Here is a 22969-nt window from a genome sequence, read left to right as displayed (position 1 = left end):
GGCCATACTAAGAAAAAAAGGGGGCGTTTCCAATTTTTTTCAATAAAAAAGGCCAAGATGATAAGCCAGAGGTTGTAATGCTCGACACAGAGGTGTATTCCTGTAACAGCTGCAATGGCTGGATGAGAAAAGATTTTGCCTCTTCAGATTTAAAATGTCCATTATGCGGTGATGAAACAACTGCCGAAATGAGGGAATTGCCGGAAATACTATAATCAGCATATAGAGAAAGACTGTTGTTTCTAACATAACAGTCTTTCTTTATTTGACTTCAGTAATCTCCATATAACTCCTGAAAAGCCTCTTCAGCATCCTTTTCAGAAGAGAACAGGGCATCGTCTTCTTCTATTAAATGGAAGGACTCATTAAGAAAGAGGGCAACTGCATTAGGATCTTTTGGATGCGGAACAATTTCGGCTGGCCTTACGTTTGCTACACTGGGAGTATGAGGATTATGGTAAATGACATATACCTCATCTCCTGTTTTTACTGTTTTAGGATCTATTGTTTCCATGTTATTCCCACCCCCAATTCATTAAAGATTTTCATTTTGCTGGCCGATTTCTTTTGCGCCTAGAATAGCATTTGCCGTTTCCAGTTGTTCATGTTCATCAACAGAATCCCCGACCGCATTTTTTAGATTCGGAAATTTGCCGTCATTTTCAATAGTAACCATCTTTTCTTTCGGTGCGGATGTCAGGTATTTTTCAGCCATTTCTTTCATGATTCACTATCCCCTTCTGATATATATTCGAGCTGCTTTCTTTAAAGTTTTCTCTCCGCAGTGATCTAATATTCAGCCATATAATCCTAATTCAAATGGGCAAGTTAGCTATAAGGCTAAATTGAGGTGATAAAAATGAATGCAACTAAAAGACTGATTTCATCTATTCAATCGGAAGCAGGCTCTCTCAGCGATCCATCTTGGCTTGACCGCATTATTGTAGCTGCCGGGAAAGCGAAATTCGTTTTATTGGGAGAAGCTTCACATGGAACATCAGAATTTTATTCAATAAGAGCGGAAATATCCAAAGAGCTGATTGAACAGAAAGGGTTCAGTTGTATCGCTGTGGAAGGGGACTGGCCTTCCTGCTTTACAGTTAACAGGTATGTTAAAGGGTATGCGCCTATGAACCCCCTTGAAGCACTGAAGGATTTTAACCGGTGGCCGACATGGATGTGGGCGAATGAGGAAATAAAACAGCTGATTACCTGGATTCATCATTATAATCAGCACATTGAAGAGCAAAGCCAAATGGCGGGTTTCTATGGCATCGACATATATAGCTTATGGGAGTCTATGGATGAAATAATAAAACTTCTGGAATCAAAGGGAGCAGTCGAGCTGGAAGCTGCTAAAAAAGCTTTTTCCTGCTTTGAGCCATATCACCGGAAGCCGGAAAATTATGCAGTGGCTGCTGAATTTCATGGAGACGCCTGCGAAAAGGAGGTTGCCGACCTTTTGCTGAAAATAAAAAACAAGTGGGAGGAAACCAGTAACTTTGAAGAGGAATCACTGAACCTTTTGATAAACAGCCTTGTTGCCCTGAATGCAGAAAACTATTATCGGGCGATGGTAAAAGGCGGTCCTGATGATTGGAATATCAGGGACCATCACATGGTAAGTGCACTGGAGGAAGTATCGGAATTTTACGGGAAAGATGCAAAGGTTATCGTTTGGGAACACAACACACATATTGGGGATGCAAGAGCAACCGATATGAAAGAAGAGGGACTTGTGAATGTTGGGCAAATCCTCCGTGAAAAATATGGAGAAGATCAAGTTTTAGCATTAGGTTTTGGCACATACTCAGGTACCGTTATAGCCGCCGAACAATGGGGGAGTGAAATGCAGGTTATGGAGGTGCCTCCCGCACAGGCGGGAAGCTGGGAGGATGCCCTTCAAATGGCTGGACCCGGAGATAAAGTATTGCTGTTCACCGATGAAAACAGAGATCTATTCACAGATACTATTGGACACCGGGCCATCGGAGTTGTATATAATCCTGAATATGAACAGTATGGTAATTATGTTCCCACTAAAATCTCTCTAAGGTATGACAGCTTTGTTTTTATAGAGAAAACGATTAGCTTAAAACCGCTTAATAGGACTGTCGGAACACTTTAAACAATCAGAGGAAACACAAGAATCCCCCTCCCTAAATCGGAGGGGGTTCTTGTTACACATAGCTGTTTTCCAATTCGTCCACCAATGTTCCAACATATCTTACTGCTTTGCGGATCGGATCCGGCTTAGACATATCAATGCCGGCACTCTTAAGCAGTTCAAGCGGTTTTTTTGTTCCCCCGGCTTTAAGGACATCAAGCCAGCGGTCGACAGCAGGCTGGCCTTCCTCCTGGATGCTTTGTGCCATAGCAGTGGAAGCAGTTAAACCGGCTGAATAGGTATATGGGTAAAGTCCCATGTAATAGTGAGGCTGTCTCATCCAGGTTAAAGCGGCCTTATCATCCAGTTCAACCGAATCTCCCCAGAATTCAGCAAGTGTGTCTAATTTTTGAGCTGAGAGGGTTTTCGCCGTTAACGGAACACCCTGTTCAGCCAGACGGTATACTCTGCGCTGGTACTCTCCTTCGAGAAGATGTGTGACAAAGTTATGATAATACGTTCCAAGCATCTGAAGAATAACCCAGCGCTTCATTCTTTTATCTTCAGTACCTGCCAATAAATGCTGGCCAAGCAGCATTTCGTTTAGTGTAGAGGGTGCTTCGACAAAATAAGTTGAAGGGCGGGTATTCATGATACGCTGATATTTATTGGCCAAATAAAAATGACCCGCATGTCCAAGCTCATGAGCGAGAACAAAAGCACCGCGCATCGTGTCTGTCCATGTAATCAGGATAAATGGATGGGAACCGTACGGACTTGCACAAAAAGCGCCTGTGGATTTACCAACATTATCAGCTAAATCAACCCACCGGTCTGACAGGCCTTTCTTCATAATATCCGTATATTCCGGGCCCATCACCTTGAGAGCTTCCAGTATGACTTCGGATGCTTTTTCATATGTTGTTTCCGGATTAAACTCCGGATCTAATGGAGCCTTTAGGTCACAAAAAAGCATTTTATCCAATCCAAGGACTTTTTTCTTCAGCTGAGCATATCTGCGCATATGGGGAGCAAGCTCTTTTTGGATTATGTCCAGCTGATTGGTATACATTTCCTCTGTTACATGCTGGGAATCAAGCAGCATTTGTGTGACTGAGCTGTATTTTCTCAGCCTTGAAAGAGTTACCTGCTTTTTCACCTCAGCAGAATATGCAGAAGCAAATGTATTCTTGTAGTTTTCCAATGAATCTGTAAACGATGAATAGGCATTCCTTCTGATTGTGGTATCAGGCGAAAATTCATAGCGATCCTCGTAAAGAGCAAAAGAATTTGGCAATTCGTTTCCTTTACTATCATTAAATGAGGCAAATGGCATGTCTGCAAGTTTTGCAGCCTGATAGATATTATAGGGAGCACCAAATACTTCTCCCATTGCAGCCAGCGCTTCTTCCGTTTCCGGAGAAAGCCTGTGCCTCTTTGTTACCAGCAGTTCGGTCAGCCCTTTTCTGAACGGTTCCAAGCCGCTTTCTTCATTTATGTATTTTTCAATTGAACCATCTGGCAGAGATAATAATTCAGAATCAATAAACGATAGAGTGGAGGCGGCTTTTGCTCTTAAAGAGGCTATTCGTGATGAATTTGCCTGATTGTCAGGATTTGTGCCATCTTCAGACTGGCGCAAGCTGGCATAAGTGCCGGCCTGGACAAGACGGATAGAAAGCTTTTCCTGAGCGGATAGGCAGCCAAGCAAAGTTTGCGGATCTTCATGGAGTTTTCCTTTGTATTGCTCAAATACGGCAAGATCCTCTTCAATACTCCTTATCTCTTTATGCCAATCTTCCTCCAATGCAAATAAATCCTCCACTTTCCATGTGCGCTCTTTCGGTACCTCATGACGCTTCAACCTGGTTATTGCTGTTTGAACCATATATCGTTCCCTCCTATTTCGATTCTCTAAATAAAGAGATTATGGAACAATTATACAGGAAGAGTCCATATATTTATAGACTTTTCAAATAATTTCATATTGTACTGCAATAGTAAAAAGCGGAAGGACCAGGAAGCCTTCCGCTGATTGTGCTATTCCATTTTCTTTGACAGACAGCGATCACATTCCATTAAGTATGATTCAGCCTGTTCCTTTACTGTTTGGCCACACTCGGGACATACCTTTTTGGGAAGCGTTCTGAAGAATTCAACCGGACTTTTAATCATTACTATTTCCTCCTTTTTATAATACAGTTTATTTTGTTTCATTCTGTTGTAGTACAGTATATACTAAACTTATTTTAATGTGAAGTGTTTTGATTAATTTTTTTAAAAATTTAATTTATTATTTTGTCAGGCATAAAAAGGGCTTAAATCTGCTCTTAAGCTTGCCAATTTAATCAGCTTCAGACTTTATTTTCCGCCAGCCTCTTCCATGGTACTAATGATTCCATTACAATCATATTGAATAAGTAAAAATGAGGGGGCTAAAAGCCTGCAATGACTCAGATAATCGAATCTTTTAATCCTATATTAATCTTTGTGGGAATTGTAATTCTAATCGGCCTCATCACGTCCAGTATCCTTATCAGAAAGCGGCTGGAAGCAAGCGACTCACATTTACACGATGTTCAGGCTGCACTTGATGAATCATCTATTGTGGCTATTACTGATCCTAAGGGGATTATCACGTATGTGAATGACAAATTTGTTGAGATTTCCAAATATGAAGAATATGAACTGCTGGGCAAAAATCATCATATTTTAAATTCAGGATATCATCCGCCCGAGTTTTTCCGCCAACTATGGAAGACGATTGGGTCAGGGGAAATATGGAAGGGGGAGATCCGCAATAAAGCAAAGGACGGAAGCTTCTATTGGGTTGAGACAACAATTGTACCCTTCCTTAACAAAAAGAATAAACCGTATCAATATGTTTCTATCCGGACAGATATATCTGCCTTAAAAACAGCTGAAGCCAATCTCAAAAATTCCCTGAAAGAGGTTAACGATATTAAATTTGCTCTTGATCAGTCTTCCATTATTGCGTTCACTGATGAAAAAGGGATCATAACCAATGTAAATGAGAGGTTTTGTGAAATTTCCCAGTACAGCAGGGAAGAACTGATAGGGCAAAATCATTCGTTATTAAATTCAAATCTGCATTCAAAAGAATTTTTTAAGAACTTATGGAAAACAATTGGCTCTGGCGAAGTATGGAAAGGGGAAATAAGAAATAAAGCTAAGGATGGGTCTTATTACTGGGTCCATACAACAATCGTGCCGTTCATGAATGCGAACGGAAAACCTTATCAATACTTAGCCATAAGAAACGATATCACCGAGAGGAAAAAAACAGAAGAAGTGCTGCATCGGCAGGATAAACTGGCAGCAGTGGGCCAGCTTGCTGCAGGGGTTGCCCATGAAATCCGCAATCCGCTGACAACAATGAAAGGATATACAGAGTTCCTGCAGCTGGATGAAACGAATGAAGAGAGACAGGAATTCTTAAGCATCATTTTAGATGAAATTGACCGGGTAAATAATATAGTAGAAGATTTTATGGTTCTTGCTAAGCCGAAAGCCGCAGAACTGGAAGAAAGAGATATCATACCTATTATCAAGAATGTCATCTCTTTTTTGGAATTCGAAGCCAGGAAACGGGACGTGAAAATTCGTTTCGAATATGAAGGGGATATCATCCAGATTGAATGTGACGAAAACCGCCTTAAACAAGTTTTCCTCAATTTTATCAAAAATGGAATTGAAGCAATGCCTGATGGAGGATATATTACAGTCAGAGCAGCTATCATAAATAACCAGGTGCAGATAGCGATACAGGATACCGGAGTAGGAATACCTCAGGAAAAACTGAAAAATATCGGAGAACCATTTTTTACAACCAAGAAAAACGGGAATGGCTTAGGCTTGATGGTCAGCTTTAAAATTATTGAAAGCCATAATGGAAAAGTATTTATCGAGAGTGAATTAAATAAAGGTACGACATTCAATATTGTTTTGCCTGCGAGATCTGCCTAGTCAATCCTATACGGATTGGCTTTTTCAATAGAAATTAATTCCTGCCCTGTTTAAAAATAGCTATTCCAATAAATGGATAAATTATAATAACATTGGATAGAATCCCATGATAACAGGGAAAGTCACACTTTCGGTTTAAATACTCTTCTGACTTTGAAATATGTTTGTTATGAGGCTGTTATATCCGTAACTGGATTATTATCTGTTTGTTCTTTTTTAGTAAAGAATTCATGTTATTATTATCCCCGTTAGCTAAAAACGAGCTATACGGGAGGTTTTAACATATGAAAAAGTCAATTTTAACTTTTGTAGCAGCTGCCGCAATTACCGGAACAGCAGGTGCGAATGTACAAGCAGAAGAAGTAACCGTAAAAAAAGGCGATACTTTATGGGATTTTTCCCAGTCATATAATACACCAGTTGACATGATTAAAGAATGGAACGGGCTGTCTTCTCATGTCATCCATCCAGATGATGTACTTAATGTATACCCTGAAAAGAAATACATAGTATCAAAAGGCGATACTTTATGGGATATAGCAAGAGAGCATAATGTCACATCTGAGGCAATCAAAGAATGGAACAGCTTGAGCTCTGATTTAATTCGTCCGGACGATGAATTAATTCTATATCCTGATGCCAAAGCTGTTAATGCTGTATCTGCTCCAGTACAGGCTGCTCCGGCAAAGTCCGAACAGCCTGCAGAAACTGCACCTTCAGAGCAAAAGTCTGAACAGCCGGCAGTAAAACAAACGCAGCCAGCTGAAAAATCCCAGCCGGCTCCAGAAGCAAAGCCAGAGGCAGAGTCTAATCCGGAACCAGCACAGCCTGCTGCTGAATCGAAGCCTGCATCTGAGCCTGCCAAGCCTGCTGCGGAATCCAAACCAGCTGCCGAGCCTGCTGCAGAAAAACCGGCGGAAACTGCAAATGATGAAGCACCTCAAAAAGTGCTGAATATGGAAGCGACAGCCTACACGGCTAATTGTGAAGGATGCTCTGGAATTACTGCAACAGGAATCAATCTAAAAGAAAATCCTGATCAAAAAGTAATCTCAGTAGATCCTAATGTGATTCCGCTGGGCACTAAAGTCCATGTTGAAGGATATGGAGATGCTATCGCCGGAGACACTGGCGGAGCCATTCAAGGCAATAAGATTGATATTTTTATGCCATCTCAGGAAGATGCCATCAATTATGGCAGAAAAACAGTTAAAGTTACGATTCTGGATTAATACTAGAAAAGAAGGCTCCTATTTTCAGGTGCCTTCTTTCTTTTACTCTTTATTCCTGCTTTCCTTTGCTTTTTCCTCCTGACTGACAAAAAAACTGTGGACTGGTTTTGCCAGCTGTTTTATGCTTTTTTCGAAGCGTTCAGTAAGGTGGGAGGCACGCTCATAAACGATTGACTTTAAATGATCCAATTGCCTGCTGATCTTTTCAGTGATCGCCTCCTGGCGATGTAAACGTTCCATTATCGACTTGCTGGCCAGTTCCTGTTCACGAAGCTTATTGCTTAATTCTTCTTTCAATTGCTCCTGCGTCTTAAACTTTTTCTCAGCTTCCTCCGAAAATGACGAGAACTGCTGATCTAAACGCTCCATTACTGTATTATGGAATACTTCCTGGACATCAAGCTTTTTGCTTATTTCTGCTTTCATTTCTTCCTGTGCTTTAAAATTTGTTACGGCCTCTTCAGAAAATGCCTCGAATTTATCAAATTTACGGGAAAGCGCCTGTGTTGCCGCTTCCTGACAGGATACTTGTTCAAGTATTTTCTGGTTTACCGGTTCTTCATTTTCAAGAGTCTCCAGAATCTCCTTATTCATTCCCTCCAGGACAGCCAGCCTTTTATTCAATAAATTATTCTCTTTTTCACGCTCAAGCATCATTTCCAGAAAACCCGCCAAAAAAGCATCCTGCTTTTCAATCTTAGCTGTCAAATGCCCAATATGATTACTTTGTTTGCCGGCAGCACTTTTAACAAGCTTCGTCATATCAATAAACGAATCCTCAAGTTGTATCTTCATATCTTCATAAGTCTCAGACAAGCGGGTATTAACAGTCTGCTGCTCTTTTATTACTTCCTGGAGAAAGTTGAGACGGTAAGTACCCTGATTGGAAACAGTGTCTGATTGGCTTATATAGAGCTTAGGGTTAACATCCTTTTGTGCCATAGGAACACTCCTCAGTTTTTACCTTTTTTATAGCCTATGCCAGATCTTTTTGTGAGGGATGGGCACTGTCCTATAAAAGCCTAAACATTTTTATGTTAAGCATACTTACTAAATCTATTTATAAAAAATTTCGAAAATCGCAATAAAAATGTTGCAAAAAATTCAAAAAATAGGTAAATTATTAATTGTCAGTTAATTGGCAGGAATGTCATCAATCTGACTACATAGGGAGTCAGCCAACACTACCTCTGAACAAAAAGAAGGAGAGGACAAAAGGATGAAGAAATTATCTTTCTTGCTTTCAGCAGCTGCACTGACACTAATGCTGGGAGCATGCTCAAACGAAGAAGCTTCTAAAGGGGAAGAAAAGGAAGAGGCGGCAGCTGAAACGGCAGAGTCTGCTGATGAATCCAAAGAAATACGCTCAGCTCTGCTGAACTATCAGGGAGAAGTGACAAAAGTAATCCGCAACACAGATGCCAGCTTAACTGCTGAAGGTCAGGATCCGGCTGAAGCTGCTGCAGCATTCGATAAGGATGCGAAAGCCGTGTCTGTACCAGAGGAATTAAAAGATTATACCAAGGATATTGAAGCTGCAGTTGATAGCCTGTCTCAATACTATGCTAAGAAAGCCGAGCTTGTAAAAGCAGGATCTGAAGATATGGCTGAGGCAGAGCCATTCAAAGAGGAATATATCAATTCCATGACGAAAGTTTTTGAAGAGATGGAACTATCTCCTCCTGCTTTCAAAAGCGTTTTCCAATAATATGTAAAAGAAAACAGCCCATTTAATAACTTGGGCTGTTTTTATATTAAGGAACATCATGTCCCAGTGAAGTTTGATAAATCTCAAACCACTGATCCCGGTTAAGTTTATAAGATAATGCACGGACAGCACGTTCAATTCTTTCGATCTTGCCGGAACCGGCGATTGGCATGATTCTGGCAGGATGATTTAAAAGCCATGCAAATAAAACCTCATCAATATCATCTGCCCCGATTTCTTCTGCGACTTTAAGTAATGCAGTTCTAAGGCGCCCCGATTTTTCATCTGTACCGCTGAAGATTTTCCCGCGGGCCAAGGGGGACCAGGCCATCGGAGCAATTCTTTTTTCCATGCACAGATCTAATGTGCCATCCTCAAAATTCTCCAGGTGATAGGCAGACAGCTCAATTTGATTGGTAATCAGGTCCATATCAAGGTATGACTGAAGCATCGTGAACTGATGGCTTTTAAAATTCGAAACCCCAAAATGCCTAACCTTGCCGGCGGATTTTAATGCTGAAAATGCATCAGCAACTTCTTCAGGATCCATAAATGGATCAGGACGATGAATGAGAAGGGTATCTATGTAATCTGTGTTCAGATTTTGCAATGATTTCTCAACAGAAGCAATAATATGTTTTTTTCCAGTATTGTAATGATGTGTTTTATGCTCAGGCCGGTTTGGTGACTCGAGGACAATCCCGCATTTCGTAACAATTTCCATTCTTTCACGAAGCCCCGGCTTTTTCCCCAGAGCCCTTCCAAACAGGCTTTCACATGTATAGCTTCCATAAATATCAGCGTGATCAAATGTCGTTATGCCAAGCTCAAGACACTGTTCTATTAAGGTATTTAACTCTTCATCTGAGAATTTCCAGTCAGCCAGTCTCCAAAGTCCATGGACGATTCTTGAAAACGACAGATCTTCTGCCATCTGCATTCTATCCAAACGTATCATCTCCCCATTATTAGTATAGTTATTATCTCTGAAAATCTTAAGAATACCAAGCTAAACGACTGCAAAAACACATGAAAAAGAGGCAACTGTCATGTCACCTCTGTGTTAAACGCATATTTTCTGCAGCGGCATTTGTTCATGCAGAATCATAATTTTGGATGTATAAGAACAATGCTCTTTGTAAGCTGATTGAAGTTCCTGATAAAACGTGATTAATTCTTCAACACCGGAAATCAGTTCTTCATCAAAAATGCCTGAACGGCTCAGCAGGATATTCTCATATTTCTCAACAAGCTTTTTTGTTTTTTTAATTAATTTCCAGGCATCTTTCATACGAAAGGCATCATTCAAATTGAAGTAGAATTCCACGAGGTCTTTTTGAAATACATACTTTATTTCCTGACTGATTCTTTCAACAGGAGGGAGTTCAGCTTCCTGAAAGATAAATTGCTGCACCATAATTAGATCGGTCTTTACCAAATGCTCTTCAAATGACTGATATATCCGCAGTGTATTATAAGAGTCATACATGGGATGATGGGGTTCGCCGATAAAAGAAAGTTCATAGAAGGACAAAGCATTTTCAACAGATGCTGCCGTACGGGAAACTCTTTTTGTAAAAACAGCCTGAAAATCAATATATCTTTTAGTGATTTTTTCAATTGTAGCCTGGGGAAGATTATGCCTCAATGCATCAGCTTTCAGTCTTAGGATATCACTGGACGACCAGGAGAAGAATCTGGCTTTTTTAACTCCGCCGACCCAAAAGAGAAAATCCTTAAACACTTGAGGAAAGTCATCCGCTTTCTCTATATCAGAGTCAGATATCCCAGTCAATTCTTTGCAGAAAGTACTTAATGGTGAGTTCTGCTGCGGACGGATGAACCTGTCAAATCCAGTTACCTTGCCTGATTCAACATCCACTTTTACCGCACCAAGACGAATGGCCTCCATATCTTCAAACAGCATGCCACTTTTGCTGCATAGCATTTCAAAATCAAAGAAAATCAGCTGCTTTAGCTCAGCCATGCGCGATCATCCTTTCTGTACCCAGCTGCCCAACAAGATATTATAAAGAATAACGTGTAAAAAAGGAAGGAACAGAATTATCCATCAAACAGTTGAGATATTATAGAACTTTTTTCCCGGCTCAATAGCAAATCGGTTTACGATTTCTTTTGAAACGTTTACACTAAAGGTGTACATAGTTGACAGCTGCGTATTTCAGCGATGCTGTTAAAAATTTTTTGAACTCTGAAAGGATGGATGAACGTGGGTATTTCTTTATCGAAAGGACAAAAAATTGATTTAACAAAAACAAATCCCGGATTGTCTAATGTAATAGTGGGACTTGGCTGGGATACGAATAAATATGATGGCGGCTTGGATTTTGACCTTGATGCCAGTGTTTTCTTATTAGATGCCAATGGCAAATGTGCATCAGATAAAGATTTTATTTTCTACAACCAGCTTGAAGGCGGCAATGGCTCAGTTGTACATACAGGAGATAACAGAACAGGTGAGGGAGATGGCGATGACGAGCAAGTCAAAGTTAATCTTAGCGCTGTTCCTGCCACCATTGAGAAGATTTCTTTCGTTATTACCATTCATGATGGCGAAGGGCGCGGCCAAAACTTTGGTCAGGTTTCCAATGCATTTGTACGAATCGTCAATGAAGAAACAAATGAAGAATTAATCCGCTACGATCTGGGCGAAGATTTCTCTATTGAAACTGCCATTGTTGTAGGTGAATTATACCGTCACAATGGAGAATGGAAATTCTCTGCTGTCGGTTCAGGCTACCAGGGCGGACTTGCGCGCATTGCAACCGACTTCGGTTTGCAGGTAGGGTAAGTTCTATTTTTGCCAGGCAGAGCAGCAGCGCTTTACCTGGCTTTCTCTTTTGGAAATATTTCAGGTGATCTGTCGTGAAGAACGGATTTGTGTTATGAAGGAGTGATTATCTTGGGTATTCAATTATCAAAAGGTCAAAGAATTGATCTGACTAAAACGAATCCCGGTCTGACTAAAGCCATAATCGGCCTGGGCTGGGACACAAACAGATATAGCGGCGGACATGATTTTGACCTTGACGCATCTGCATTTCTGGCTGATGAAAACAGTAAATGTGCAAATGATCATGATTTTATTTTCTACAATAATCTTCAGCATCCAAGCGGTGCAGTTATTCACACTGGAGACAACCGGACAGGTGAAGGGGACGGTGATGATGAGCAGCTTGTTGTTGATTTTACAAAAATACCTTCACACGTACATCGCATTGGCATAACGGTTACGATTCATGATGCAGAATTAAGGCAGCAGAATTTCGGCCAGGTTTCCAATGCATTCGTAAGATTAGTGGATGAATCCAATAATCAGGAGCTGCTTCGCTTTGATCTTGGAGAAGATTTTTCGATCGAAACAGCCGTAGTTTTCTGTGAGTTATACCGTCATGGAAACGACTGGAAATTCAATGCCATTGGCAGCGGATTCTCAGGTGGTTTGGCAGCCCTTTGCCGTAACTACGGACTGCAGGTTTAATTTTTATATTCAGGCACCCGACTTGTATTGGGTGCCTTTTTTTGTGACATCACGCGGCCAATCCTTTTGGCTAATTATCCCATACTTGAAAAAATGGCAAGTGGGAACAATAGGTTTGAGAAAAACCTTGAGAGGAAGGGATGCAGTATGTCACTAGAATGGTTTGACAGGGTAAGCGGTGAATTGCAGGACCATCTTGAATCCATTTGCAGCAAATATGATCAGATTGGCCATATGTCGGTTGACCGGGGTGCCAAGCATCCCAGAATGGAATTTTTCATTGAAACCGGTGATAATGACCGAGAGTACTTTTGCACACTTTTCTTTGATCCGCATAATGAAGAATTCTATGTAGAAGACTTTGACTTCGAACTTGGCCATACATCTAAAACAATGCTTTTTGATATTGAAGACATCATCGATACCGTCCACGAAAGCCTTCATGACTACATGAATGGGGCAGATGATGATGAATTCCACTTTGAAGATAATGAAGAAATTTATGCAGCAGAAGACGAAGATTATATTATCGCCGATGAATATGACTTCGGCGGCGAAGGAGATATCTTTGAAGAAGTAGATGTAGAGTGGGAAACTCCTGAAGTGACCGCCTTTTTCAAGGAAGATGAAGTGGAGGTATCCTATCAGTTTGGAGTGGTCCAGGAAACAGGTGATGGCGTCCTGCGCAGGGTTAATCGCATATGGACAGATGACGAGGAAATGATCAAGGATGAAGATCACTTTATCTTCAGTAAAGAAGAGGCAAGCACGATCATTGCTATGATTGCAAGCCATATGGATTCATTGGGCGGGCATGAAGCAGATTATCTGTAATATATAGAAGCATCAACAAGTGGCTATCAAGAATTCTTGCAGCCACTTGTTTTTTTGAGAGTAATGCGCTTTGCAAGCATCAAAAACACCCCGTCCAATCATTCAGCAGCACCGAAACAATCTCCAGTATTATAGAAAGCGCTCTAATAATGCCTTATTGTACTATTCAGGCTTGCCACACCCATAAACTAACTTAAAAGCAAGTGAAAAGAGGTGCTTTATGGGAATTCACATCGTTCAGGCAGGCGATAGTCTTTGGAGCATTTCACAAAAGTTTAATATTCCGATCATGAGCATAATAACGGCAAATGGGCTTGAAAATGGACCTGGCATTATCCCTGGTTTAGCTCTATATATTCCGGAAGATGGACCTGTTATCAGAGCTTATACAGTAAAGCAGGGAGACACACTATGGACCATTTCCCAGCGTTTCCAGACATCAATTAGTGCCATTTTGTCAGCAAATCCGGGGATCATCCCGGGTAGGCTCTATATCGGCCAGAAATTAAACATCCCATCAGCACGTAAACTAGTTATGAGTACGTTAGGTTTCATAGTCCCGTATTCTCCTGAAACATTGTTGCCCGCTTTCAGGGAAACTGCAAGGCATTTAACCTACATTGCCATTTCCTCCTACTCGCTGACAAAGGAAGGGTATGCCTATATAGAGCTTGACGATACAGCCATATTGGCAGAAAGCAAGCGTTTGAATGTCATTTCGCTACTTATGATCCGAAACCTTGCAGAAGGGGATTTTAATGCTGAATTAATTGGAGGGGTACTTGAATGGCCAGTTTATAGAAGGAACTTAATCTTAAGCCTGATGAATTTTGTCAGCCAAAAAGGGTATGGAGGCATCAGTCTGGATTTTGAGTTTATCCCGCCGCAAAGGCGCCAGGATTTCAATTCATTCATTAAAGAATTAAAAAACGCCTTAGGGCCTAAAGTTCTTCATGTTAATGTACATGCTAAGACTGAAGATATCCCAGCAAACCGGATAATAGGGGCATATGATTATAAAGCCATTGGAGAGGAAGCAGATATTGTTGCAGTCATGACCATGGATTACGGTTATCCCACAGGTCCTCCCAATCCCGTCGCTCCACTATGGTGGGTCGAGGAGGTTATTAAATATTCAACCACCCAGATTGATCCGAAAAAACTGCAAATCGCCTTGCCGTTATATGGCTATGACTGGAGAACAGCGGATAATCGAACCCGCTCATTATCCATGCAAGCCATTCAAAATTTAGCATTACAGAGAGGAGCGATTATTCAATTTGATGGGTATGCAGCATCCCCATGGTTCAAATACTGGAATGGAGCAGAAGAGCATGTGGTCTGGTTTGAAGATATCCGCAGCATTACTGAAAAATATAAGTTAATTGACCAGTATAATCTGTTAGGGATGACATACTGGCAATTGAGCTTGCGTTTTCCGCAGAACTGGGCCTTTGCGGATAAAAATTTTACTATTCTATAGTCAATTCTTAAAGTATTTCCTTCATTTCTTCTTCGAAATAAAACATTTTCGGATTTTCTTTAATTGTATACGTGTATTTCTTCATTTTAGCCACATAGCAAGTTTTGTTGATTGTCACTTTTTCTCCTGTATCAACCAGAATCACAACATCATTTTGTTCAAATTTATTTCTGCGCTTCACACTGATCCCTCTTTCGTTAATTCAATTAAGTGTTATTTATACATTATCTCATACTTCGGGAGAATTAACCTGAGATATCAGCAATCTTTCAGTTTTCATCTTTTCTTTTGCGTATTGGCAGGTAAATGATATATTAGTTTAATTGACTATCTTAGTGAACAAAGGACGATAAAAAATGACATCAACACTTGTGCTTATAAGGGATTGGCAAAAAGCCATCCAGGCTGAGATCTTACACTTAAAAAAATACGGAAGCTCCCGCTGGTTAATTCTAAATGGGCGGATTCTTTCAAAATCAGATGCCTATACGTATTTTTTCGATACCCCTTCAGCCATTAAAATTCCAACTGGATCTTCCATAAAAATAGACTGGGGAAGTAAGAGGGTGGAAGGAAGAATCCTTTCTGCGGAAGGAAATAATGTCATTTTGGCATTAAAAGAGGATATTGGCAGCGATTTATCGGAGGCCTATTTGCTTCATGACCCATGGGAACTATTGGATCAGCTTTTTCAGCGCTTAGAGGACATAAAAGACAGCAAAAGAAAGAGGGCCAGAATAAAAAAATTGATGGATCCTTCCATGTCTCCCATGCACCCTGCTGATAAAGTAAAGAGCAGTACCCATGAACTTATATTGCGTTCCAAATATAATCCAGTCACATATGTCTGGGGACCGCCAGGCACGGGAAAAACCTACACACTAGCACGTGTGGCCGCCAATAAATATTTTAAAGGGCAAAATGTTCTCATTCTGGCCCATTCCAATCAAGCAATAGATGTCCTAATGGCAGAGATTTCAGCCTTTGCATCAGGCAAAAGAACAATTGCTGATGGTGATCTGCTTCGTTACGGGTCACAAATCGGTCCGGCATTGATCAATCATCCTTCATTGACAGCCGAGTTTCTTTTAAACAAGCAGCACTCTAATCTCTCCGAGCAAAAAGCGGCTCTAATGGAGGACCGACGCCTGCTTAAACAGGATTTATCACGATCGTTCAGCCAAAGAGATTCCGATCAGCTAATTGAAATTGAAAAGAAGCTGTCCGGAGTAATTGAAAAAATCAGGCAAAAAGAAATAGAGTTTGTAAAAAACGCTTCTATTATTGGAACAACACTTGCAAAAGCAGCAAGTGACCCGGCAATTTATGAGAAAAATTTTGATTTGGTCATCATCGATGAAGCCAGCATGGCTTATGTTCCACAGGCTGCCTTTGCAGCTTCGCTTGGAAAAAGGGTAATCGTCTGCGGGGATTTTAAACAGCTTCCGCCTATTGCTGCCTCAAAACATAAGCTGTCGGAAAAATGGCTGAGAGAGGATATCTTTCACCACTCAGGCGTGTCTGATGCAGTCAAGGATGGACACTTGCATCCGCACCTATTTCTGTTAAAAGAACAGCGCCGTATGCACCCGGACATTTCCGCTTTTTCCAATAAACATATTTATCATTCACTCGTAGGTGACCACCCCGATGTATTGGCCGCCAGAGCGCCTATTGCAGCCTGCACACCTTTTCCCGGCAATGCGTCAATCCTGATCAATACCAATGGATCAGGTGAATATGGCATTAAAGATGGCAGCTCAAATTCAAGAATCAATCTTTGGAATCTATCGCTTGGATTTCAGCTGATACATGAAGCTTACATAGGAGGAAGCCGGTCGATAGGATATGTTACTCCTTACCGCGCACAGGCATTATTAATGGAACAGCTTCTCTGCGAAATATATGAAGAAGAAAGAACTTCCTCTGATATTATTGCTGCGACTGTTCACCGTTTTCAGGGAAGTGAACGGGATGTCATGATTTTTGACTCTGCCGATGCCGCTCCCCATGACAGAGCTGGAATGCTGCTGATTGGGAAAGATAGCGAAAGGCTTTTGAATGTTGCCATAACAAGAACCAAGGGGAAGTTCATTCAAATTTGCGATATGCAATTTATTCAAAGCAAAGTATTCCGAAATAAAACATGGCGGAAGCTGGCAGATCATCAAGCGCACAATGGACAGGCCATTCATCCTGATCAAATTGGCAGGTGGATTAAAAATCAGCATCCGCGCCTTCAATGGATGCATGCAAAAAAATTGGAGAAAGTGTTTGAGGATATTTCTAAAGCGAAGAAGGAAATTATTATTTCGCTGCCAAATGGAGAGGGATTGGGAAAAGAGTGGGGGCAGGCACTTTCCAAAAGGCCACCAAAAACGAAGCTGATCTTGCTTGCAGAGCATGCTGTCCCTTTCATTTCTCCTGATGAGATATCGGCAATATGCCTCCCGTTCCCGTTCCTCTTAATTGACAGACATATTTTGTGGCTTGGCATGCCGGCGGAGACCCATAAGAACGCCTTGCCGCCCTATGTAGCAGCCCGGCTCCAATCAGCTGCAGCAGGCTCATATCTTACAACTTTAATCAAATAAAAAAGACGCCCCAGAGAGGCGTCTTTTTCTACGTATTGCGGCGACACGACTGCACTCCACATAGTGCATTGCTCAAACGAGCGTGTCTGTCGTCTTATGCAATTAGCTCATCGCTTAATCAATATAGCATTATTTCAAAAAGAAAACAAGCTTTTTATGGACAGTCCCTATTTTTGAACATGAAACTTTTTATACAGTTTGTTCGTTTAATATATAATAAGGGGAAATAATAAGGAAACTTAAAGAAATAAAGAAGGAGTCACCATGGAAAAATTTCAGCGATTCAAAGAAGCTTTTGCAGGATTTTGGCGTAAAAAGCACCTGACACAAATTCTGCTGCTTCTATCACTAACTATATTACTTTTAACCATTCTCTTTTTTGCGTTTCTGGCAGCTACAGCTAATGTAGAGACTTTAAAAGAGGGATTAAGGCAGTCAACTGTTATTTACGATAAAGACGGTGATACTGCTGCTAGTCTTGCGGAAAACAGAGCAGAGGGAACAAATATTGAAGAATTGCCTGAACATGTGGGCAATGCCGTTATCGCGATTGAAGATGAACGCTTTTATAAGCATAACGGCTTTGATATAAAAGGGATTGCCAGAGCCTTCTTTGGCAACTTATTTGCAGGAGGCATAACCGGCGGAGGAAGTACCATTACCCAGCAGCTCGCCAAAAATGCTTTACTTTCACCTGAACAGACTTACAAGAGAAAAGCTGAAGAACTGTTCCTGGCAGTTGAAATCGAAAAAAATTATAAAAAAGATGAAATCCTGCAAATGTATTTAAATCAGGTTTACTTCGGAAGCGGCTCATGGGGAATCGAACAGGCATCCAATAAGTATTTCAGCAAAACACCAAAGCAATTGAGCATCAGCGAAAGTGCATTGCTTGCAGGCTTGCTTCAATCGCCTTCTGCTCTCGATCCATACAATCATTACGAACGTGCAATCAAAAGAAGGAATATTGTCCTTGGTAAGATGAAGGAGCACAAGATGATTTCAGCAGAAGAGTATGAGAACGCTGTAAATGAAAAGATTCACTTACAGGAAGGAACCCGAAGCAAGAAGGAAAGGAAATACCCTTACTATGTTGATGCCGTCCTTGATGAAGCAATTAATACGTACGGATTAACACAGGAAGAGATATTTACCAGAGGGTATAAAATCTACACAGAAATGGATCAAAATCTGCAATCAAGCCTGGAAAATGTTTATCAAAAGGACTCAATTTTCCCGGCTGGCATGAATGGAGAAATCGTTCAGAGCGGTGCTGTCCTTCTTGATCCCGCGACAGGGGGCGTCAGAGGGCTGGTCGGCGGCAGAGGGGAACATGTTTTCAGAGGATTCAACAGAGCCACACACATCAAAGCTCAGCCAGGATCAACACTTAAGCCTTTAGCCGTTTACACACCTGCACTTGAAGAGGGATACTCACCAACATCGATGCTGAAGGATGAACCCGTAACATACGGAGATTACACACCGGCTAACGCTTCAGGACAATACGCAGGCGAAGTGTCCATGTATAAAGCTGTGGAAGACTCGATCAATGTCCCAGCCGTATGGCTGCTTAATGAAATAGGACTGGATAAAGGACTGGATGCTCTGGAGCGGTTCGGCATCCCGCTCGAAAAAGAAGATGAATATCTCGGTATTGCCTTAGGCGGGATGAGGAAGGGAATTTCACCTTTAAAGCTGGCCGAAGCATATGCGGCTTTCCCTAATGGCGGCAAGCGCCACGATGCCCATCTAATTACGAAAATCGTGGGCCCGACCGGAAGCATCATTGCGGAGCGTGACAAAAAAACAGTTAAAGTTACGACGAAAACCGTATCTAACCAGATGACTTCCATGCTTTTAAATGTAGTTGAAACCGGCACAGGGAGCGCTACGAAGATAGAAGGAGTTCAAATCGCCGGAAAAACGGGTTCTACACAGCTCCCATATAAAGACATTAACGGAACAAAGGATCAATGGTTTGTAGGCTACACACCGAATTTGGTTGGCGCTGTCTGGCTCGGGTATGATCAGACTGACAGGGAACATTATCTGTCAAAAAGCAGTTCCGAGACAGCAGTCCCTGTTTTCAGATCGATAATGGAGTCAAGCCTGCCACACATGCAGGAAGGCGAATTTGCTACTAAATCGGTAAATGAAAAGCTCGAGAAAAAGGAATTAACAGAAGAAATTGGTCAAACCATTAAAGAACAGGCTGAAAAATTCGAAGGCAAACTGAGAGAGGATCTTCCAATCTGGAAGGAAAAATTGAGAGAAGGAAAGCAGGAGGTTGAGGATTTCGGCAGATTCCTGAAGGACAAATGGGATCAATTCAGCAATTGAATAAGCGTTAAATAGAGAATGGCTTACATAGCTGTTCTCTTTTTTCTCTCAGAAAACTTTATACTGGAATAATTCAGGAAAACAGTGTAATCTAAATATTTATAGCACCCACTAACAAAACGACAGCATTCGCTATCAAGTTGCTAGCTGTTAGATATTAATAGCCAGGAGGATTACAATGAGTGGAGAAACCCGTATTCAGCTAAATGTCCGCATATCAAAAGAAACTTCAAATAAGCTTGATGAAATTGTTGATTATTATCAGGAAAACACGAAACTCGGCAGGATTTATAAGGGCGATGTGTTAACAGATATTATTGAAAAATCATATGAAGTAATGAATAAGCAAAAAAATCTCAATAAGAAATTTTAATTATTAACCTGGAGGAGAATTACATGAGGGATGTTAAACTGACCGATATCTATCAGCATCGGATCGCACAAAAATATATTTCACGCTCCGGCATCGCTCATGCTATTGCTGTCGCCTATCACGCATTCCAGATTGCCAAAGAAATGGGAGAAGATGTTGATTCAGCAGCCAAAGCTGGCTTTATGCATGACATTGGCCATTATACCTGGTACAAAAATGGAAAATGGGATTACGACCTATACAGGCAGAACGACATTCATGCCATTAAGGGTGCAGAGCGGGCACATAAACTCCTGATCAGACTTGGCGAAAACCCGATAAAAGCAAAAGAAATTGCCTTGGCCATCCTTTTTCACACGGATTCATTTCTGCCTGGAGGCGAAGTGGTCAGAACACCGCTGCAATCCCTGGTCAAACTGGCAGATGAAAAAGATGAAGAACCCGGTGGAGCCCATCACTATCGTGAACTTGATTTTGAGCGGGCTATGAAAAGCCTTGGATTTCTCGATAATAAGATTGATCAATATCTTGAAAAAAAAGAAGAATAACCTAAATTTCTGTCATGTTATGCGCTTCCCCAGGAAATTCAGTTTTAATTTTTTGAAGGGAAGCGCATGTTTCATGAAGAATAATAATTCATTGACGATGATCAGATGATCAAATTATTATGTGCAGGGATGGTGTTGCGGCAGTGAGGGCAAGGACTCGAAGACAACAGTCATTAAATGTGGAAGAAATCAAATTTAGATTAACAACTGTATTTCTGCATCTATCATTTTATGCAATGATTATATTTATCTTAATATTATTTTTGGAGTTATTTGGTTAACGTACATAGAAAAATCCCGGGTAAAGCCAGCTGCTTTCCCGGGAGCTTACTCTAGGATTTAGACAAAATGCCTTCTTCAGTTAAATACTCTTCCACCTCTGTAAATTCTTTTACTGGAACAAACCTTATGCCCTTTTCCCGAAGAAGGTCCTGAAGCCCATTTTTGGCAAAAGTGATATCAGCATGCTCTGCCGGGTGGGAATCCGGTTCACTGTCCCCCATAAAAAACACAGTTTCATATTCCTTCTGCAGGTCCTGAATCACCTTTGATTTATCAATGCCATATTGTTCATGATAATGCTGATGATTTTTATCAATATTCATATGGACATTCTTCTCATGGTAATATCCTTCATTTGAAAAAACCTTAACATCTCTAATACCATACTTTTTTAAGATGTGGCGGATATAATAGTCTGTGCCTGCACTTAAAATATAAAAATCTCCGCCATTCTGCTGAATCTTTACAATAAAATCTGGTACATATTCATCTATTTCAATGGAAAGAATATCGCTGATAATTTGTTCTTCATCCTGATTAATCGATGTGAAGACTTTATTCAAAAAATCAATATCCTTTATCTCTCCAGCCTTCCATTTGGGCATCAGCTTGCGCCCCTCCGGAAAATATTTATCCATCATTATTAAATAAAAGTCTCTTTTCGAAATTGTTCCGTCAAAATCCGAGACAAAAGCCCATTTTTTCATTCTAAAACCTCCAATAAGACATCTCTGCTTTTTAATCTATCTTAACTTTACCCTTTGTTTTATATGTTCAATCAGGGAAAAAACGTCTTTTGATTTTATTCCTGATGAGATTAATGGTATTATTAATTTGATTTTTACATAAGGAGATGATTAGTATGGCAGAAAAAGGATACATATTAATGAAAAACGGGGAAAAGGTTGAATTTGAACTTTATCCTGAAGCAGCACCAGGGACAGTTGAAAATTTCAAAAAACTTGTTAATGAAGGATTTTATAATGGCTTGAATTTCCATCGTGTAATTCCTGGGTTTGTAAGTCAGGGAGGGTGCCCGAATGGAACAGGGACTGGTGGTCCAGGGTACACAATCAAGTGTGAAACAGAAGGAAACCCTCATAAGCATGTAGAAGGATCTCTTTCTATGGCTCACGCGGGCCGCGATACAGGCGGAAGCCAGTTCTTTATCGTTCATGAGCCACAGCCTCACCTAAACGGTGTTCACACTGTTTTCGGAAAAGTTACTTCCGGGATGGAAGCAGTTAAAGCAATGAGAAACGGCGATGTTATGGAGAAAGTTGAAATTCTTGAAGGATAATCAGTTCAGTAAAAAGAGCCTTAAAGGGCTCTTTTTGTTTTGTTTGCCTGACGTTTTAGGTAAAATGAACAATAGCTTCTTGCAATATCGAAAGGATGGTTAAATGGAGCCTATTAAAGACCACTTAAAAAAAAATCTTGATTTGCTTTTTGTCGGCTTCAATCCAAGCATTCGGTCAGGAGAGACAGGCCACCATTTTGCAAACCCGAACAACCGATTTTGGAAAATTCTTCATGAATCTGGCTTAACTCCCCGTAAATACACCGCAGCGGAAGACTATAAATTACTGGAACTGGGCTATGGAATGACAAATATTGTGGCCAGGCCCACTAAAGCAGCCGATGAAATAACGAAGGAAGAATATAAAGAGGGAAGAACAGAGCTGATAAAAAAAATAGCTGAGCTCAAGCCAAAGGTTATTTGCTTTGTTGGAAAAGGTGTATACCAGGAATACAGCCGCAAAAAGAAGCTGCCATGGGGAGTTCAGGAAGAGCCTGTAGTTTCCGGTACTATCGACTTCGTTGCTCCTTCATCTTCCGGTCTTGTCAGGATGAAAATCGATGAAATCATACAAATTTATGCGGAGATTCCGGAGCTTTTAAAAACTCAGAGATAAATCCGTTGCATGAATGCTTTGAGATAAGAATAAGGCCACCTCATAGTTCAAATATCACAA

General features: G+C 40.9%; 23 protein-coding genes and 1 pseudogene. 15 read left to right on the top strand and 9 right to left on the bottom strand.

Annotated elements, in window-relative coordinates; all coding sequences use genetic code 11:
- Positions 1-32 precede the first annotated feature (32 nt).
- Positions 33-215: a cold-inducible protein YdjO-related protein gene (locus BK139_RS02770; protein ID WP_076256543.1), complete on the top strand. Its 183-nt coding sequence runs from the start codon at positions 33-35 to the stop codon at positions 213-215.
- Positions 216-271: 56 nt separating this feature from the next.
- On the opposite strand, the gene BK139_RS02765 is transcribed toward BK139_RS02770, so the two are convergent.
- Together BK139_RS02765 and BK139_RS02760 are read right to left on the bottom strand one after the other, a co-directional pair.
- Positions 272-514 (bottom strand): transcriptional regulator SplA domain-containing protein, encoded by a 243-nt coding sequence (locus tag BK139_RS02765; protein ID WP_076256541.1) that lies wholly within the window; start codon positions 512-514, stop codon positions 272-274.
- Between the two features lie 21 nt (positions 515-535).
- Entirely contained in the window at positions 536-724 is a 189-nt protein-coding gene (locus tag BK139_RS02760; protein ID WP_076256539.1) for a hypothetical protein, read from the bottom strand.
- Between the two features lie 135 nt (positions 725-859).
- On the opposite strand from BK139_RS02760, the gene BK139_RS02755 reads away from it, so the two are divergent.
- On the top strand, positions 860-2128 hold the full coding sequence (locus BK139_RS02755; protein WP_076256537.1) for an erythromycin esterase family protein: 1269 nt from the start codon (positions 860-862) through the stop codon (positions 2126-2128).
- 52 nt (positions 2129-2180) lie between these two features.
- Here the strand turns inward: BK139_RS02755 and pepF are convergent, their stop codons facing one another.
- Both pepF and yhfH read right to left on the bottom strand, forming a co-directional pair.
- Positions 2181-3995: an oligoendopeptidase F gene (gene pepF / locus BK139_RS02750; protein ID WP_076256535.1), complete on the bottom strand. Its 1815-nt coding sequence runs from the start codon at positions 3993-3995 to the stop codon at positions 2181-2183.
- A 152-nt stretch (positions 3996-4147) separates the two neighbouring features.
- Positions 4148-4282 carry a protein YhfH gene (gene yhfH / locus BK139_RS02745; RefSeq protein ID WP_009334590.1) on the bottom strand — a complete coding sequence of 45 codons (135 nt, stop codon included), beginning with the start codon at positions 4280-4282 and terminating at the stop codon, positions 4148-4150.
- A 303-nt stretch (positions 4283-4585) separates the two neighbouring features.
- Between yhfH and BK139_RS02740 the strand changes: the two are divergent.
- Together BK139_RS02740 and BK139_RS02735 are read left to right on the top strand one after the other, a co-directional pair.
- Positions 4586-6094 (top strand): annotated as a pseudogene (locus tag BK139_RS02740) (PAS domain S-box protein); the annotation flags it as partial.
- A 284-nt stretch (positions 6095-6378) separates the two neighbouring features.
- On the top strand, positions 6379-7326 hold the full coding sequence (locus tag BK139_RS02735; protein ID WP_076256530.1) for a 3D domain-containing protein: 948 nt from the start codon (positions 6379-6381) through the stop codon (positions 7324-7326).
- Between the two features lie 42 nt (positions 7327-7368).
- On the opposite strand, the gene BK139_RS02730 is transcribed toward BK139_RS02735, so the two are convergent.
- Complete coding sequence (locus tag BK139_RS02730; protein ID WP_076256529.1) at positions 7369-8268, bottom strand: hypothetical protein; 900 nt, start codon at positions 8266-8268, stop codon at positions 7369-7371.
- 277 nt (positions 8269-8545) lie between these two features.
- Here BK139_RS02730 and BK139_RS02725 point away from each other — a divergent pair, with 277 nt between their 5' ends.
- On the top strand, positions 8546-9034 hold the full coding sequence (locus BK139_RS02725; protein ID WP_076256527.1) for a hypothetical protein: 489 nt from the start codon (positions 8546-8548) through the stop codon (positions 9032-9034).
- A 46-nt stretch (positions 9035-9080) separates the two neighbouring features.
- Here the strand turns inward: BK139_RS02725 and BK139_RS02720 are convergent, their stop codons facing one another.
- Positions 9081-9983, bottom strand: a complete 903-nt coding sequence (locus BK139_RS02720; RefSeq protein WP_076256525.1) for an aldo/keto reductase — start codon at positions 9981-9983, stop codon at positions 9081-9083.
- 114 nt (positions 9984-10097) lie between these two features.
- Positions 10098-11021, bottom strand: coding sequence for a 3'-5' exonuclease (locus BK139_RS02715; protein ID WP_076256523.1), 924 nt, complete (start codon positions 11019-11021; stop codon positions 10098-10100).
- Positions 11022-11264: 243 nt separating this feature from the next.
- On the opposite strand from BK139_RS02715, the gene BK139_RS02710 reads away from it, so the two are divergent.
- From BK139_RS02710 to BK139_RS02695, 4 genes are all read left to right on the top strand, one after another.
- Positions 11265-11846 (top strand): TerD family protein, encoded by a 582-nt coding sequence (locus BK139_RS02710; protein WP_076256521.1) that lies wholly within the window; start codon positions 11265-11267, stop codon positions 11844-11846.
- Between the two features lie 111 nt (positions 11847-11957).
- Positions 11958-12536, top strand: a complete 579-nt coding sequence (locus BK139_RS02705; RefSeq protein ID WP_076256519.1) for a TerD family protein — start codon at positions 11958-11960, stop codon at positions 12534-12536.
- Positions 12537-12683: 147 nt separating this feature from the next.
- The gene (locus BK139_RS02700) at positions 12684-13370 is read left to right on the top strand and encodes a hypothetical protein (RefSeq protein ID WP_076256517.1); all 687 of its coding nucleotides are present in this window, start codon (positions 12684-12686) and stop codon (positions 13368-13370) included.
- Between the two features lie 220 nt (positions 13371-13590).
- Entirely contained in the window at positions 13591-14853 is a 1263-nt protein-coding gene (locus BK139_RS02695) for a glycoside hydrolase family 18 protein (RefSeq protein WP_076256513.1), read from the top strand.
- 7 nt (positions 14854-14860) lie between these two features.
- Here the strand turns inward: BK139_RS02695 and BK139_RS23815 are convergent, their stop codons facing one another.
- Complete coding sequence (locus BK139_RS23815; protein WP_175609047.1) at positions 14861-15034, bottom strand: hypothetical protein; 174 nt, start codon at positions 15032-15034, stop codon at positions 14861-14863.
- Between the two features lie 175 nt (positions 15035-15209).
- Here BK139_RS23815 and BK139_RS02690 point away from each other — a divergent pair, with 175 nt between their 5' ends.
- The 4 genes from BK139_RS02690 (at position 15210) to BK139_RS02675 (ending at position 20711) form a co-directional block, all read left to right on the top strand.
- Positions 15210-17447 carry a DEAD/DEAH box helicase gene (locus BK139_RS02690; RefSeq protein WP_076256511.1) on the top strand — a complete coding sequence of 746 codons (2238 nt, stop codon included), beginning with the start codon at positions 15210-15212 and terminating at the stop codon, positions 17445-17447.
- Between the two features lie 264 nt (positions 17448-17711).
- Positions 17712-19790: a transglycosylase domain-containing protein gene (locus BK139_RS02685; RefSeq protein WP_076256509.1), complete on the top strand. Its 2079-nt coding sequence runs from the start codon at positions 17712-17714 to the stop codon at positions 19788-19790.
- Between the two features lie 178 nt (positions 19791-19968).
- Positions 19969-20163: a hypothetical protein gene (locus BK139_RS02680; RefSeq protein WP_048010032.1), complete on the top strand. Its 195-nt coding sequence runs from the start codon at positions 19969-19971 to the stop codon at positions 20161-20163.
- 23 nt (positions 20164-20186) lie between these two features.
- Complete coding sequence (locus BK139_RS02675; protein WP_076256507.1) at positions 20187-20711, top strand: HD domain-containing protein; 525 nt, start codon at positions 20187-20189, stop codon at positions 20709-20711.
- A 332-nt stretch (positions 20712-21043) separates the two neighbouring features.
- Here the strand turns inward: BK139_RS02675 and BK139_RS02670 are convergent, their stop codons facing one another.
- On the bottom strand, positions 21044-21700 hold the full coding sequence (locus BK139_RS02670; protein ID WP_076256505.1) for an MtnX-like HAD-IB family phosphatase: 657 nt from the start codon (positions 21698-21700) through the stop codon (positions 21044-21046).
- Between the two features lie 155 nt (positions 21701-21855).
- Between BK139_RS02670 and BK139_RS02665 the strand changes: the two genes are divergently transcribed.
- Together BK139_RS02665 and BK139_RS02660 are read left to right on the top strand one after the other, a co-directional pair.
- The gene (locus tag BK139_RS02665; protein ID WP_048010035.1) at positions 21856-22293 is read left to right on the top strand and encodes a peptidylprolyl isomerase; all 438 of its coding nucleotides are present in this window, start codon (positions 21856-21858) and stop codon (positions 22291-22293) included.
- Positions 22294-22396: 103 nt separating this feature from the next.
- On the top strand, positions 22397-22909 hold the full coding sequence (locus BK139_RS02660) for a mismatch-specific DNA-glycosylase (protein ID WP_076256502.1): 513 nt from the start codon (positions 22397-22399) through the stop codon (positions 22907-22909).
- Positions 22910-22969 lie beyond the last annotated feature (60 nt).

Origin of the sequence: Paenibacillus sp. FSL R5-0490 (assembly GCF_001956215.1) — a bacterium.
In the GTDB taxonomy this organism is placed as follows: Bacteria; Bacillota; Bacilli; order Bacillales; family Cytobacillaceae; genus Cytobacillus.
Note: the sequence above shows the minus strand (reverse complement) of the source record. Positions and strands in the feature narration are given on the sequence as shown.

Bases quoted from the DNA above. Each gene is read 5' to 3' on its own strand.
- BK139_RS02685 (WP_076256509.1), top strand. From the start codon at position 17,712: ATGGAAAAATTTCAGCGATTCAAAGAAGCTTTTGCAGGATTTTGGCGT.
- BK139_RS02680 (WP_048010032.1), top strand. From the start codon at position 19,969: ATGAGTGGAGAAACCCGTATTCAGCTAAATGTCCGCATATCAAAAGAA.
- BK139_RS02735 (WP_076256530.1), top strand. From the start codon at position 6,379: ATGAAAAAGTCAATTTTAACTTTTGTAGCAGCTGCCGCAATTACCGGA.
- BK139_RS02660 (WP_076256502.1), top strand. From the start codon at position 22,397: ATGGAGCCTATTAAAGACCACTTAAAAAAAAATCTTGATTTGCTTTTT.
- BK139_RS02730 (WP_076256529.1), bottom strand. From the start codon at position 8,268: ATGGCACAAAAGGATGTTAACCCTAAGCTCTATATAAGCCAATCAGAC.
- BK139_RS02690 (WP_076256511.1), top strand. From the start codon at position 15,210: ATGACATCAACACTTGTGCTTATAAGGGATTGGCAAAAAGCCATCCAG.
- BK139_RS02760 (WP_076256539.1), bottom strand. From the start codon at position 724: ATGAAAGAAATGGCTGAAAAATACCTGACATCCGCACCGAAAGAAAAG.
- yhfH (WP_009334590.1), bottom strand. From the start codon at position 4,282: ATGATTAAAAGTCCGGTTGAATTCTTCAGAACGCTTCCCAAAAAGGTA.
- BK139_RS02665 (WP_048010035.1), top strand. From the start codon at position 21,856: ATGGCAGAAAAAGGATACATATTAATGAAAAACGGGGAAAAGGTTGAA.
- BK139_RS02670 (WP_076256505.1), bottom strand. From the start codon at position 21,700: ATGAAAAAATGGGCTTTTGTCTCGGATTTTGACGGAACAATTTCGAAA.
- pepF (WP_076256535.1), bottom strand. From the start codon at position 3,995: ATGGTTCAAACAGCAATAACCAGGTTGAAGCGTCATGAGGTACCGAAA.
- BK139_RS02695 (WP_076256513.1), top strand. From the start codon at position 13,591: ATGGGAATTCACATCGTTCAGGCAGGCGATAGTCTTTGGAGCATTTCA.
- BK139_RS02725 (WP_076256527.1), top strand. From the start codon at position 8,546: ATGAAGAAATTATCTTTCTTGCTTTCAGCAGCTGCACTGACACTAATG.
- BK139_RS02765 (WP_076256541.1), bottom strand. From the start codon at position 514: ATGGAAACAATAGATCCTAAAACAGTAAAAACAGGAGATGAGGTATAT.
- BK139_RS02755 (WP_076256537.1), top strand. From the start codon at position 860: ATGAATGCAACTAAAAGACTGATTTCATCTATTCAATCGGAAGCAGGC.
- BK139_RS02700 (WP_076256517.1), top strand. From the start codon at position 12,684: ATGTCACTAGAATGGTTTGACAGGGTAAGCGGTGAATTGCAGGACCAT.
- BK139_RS02675 (WP_076256507.1), top strand. From the start codon at position 20,187: ATGAGGGATGTTAAACTGACCGATATCTATCAGCATCGGATCGCACAA.
- BK139_RS02715 (WP_076256523.1), bottom strand. From the start codon at position 11,021: ATGGCTGAGCTAAAGCAGCTGATTTTCTTTGATTTTGAAATGCTATGC.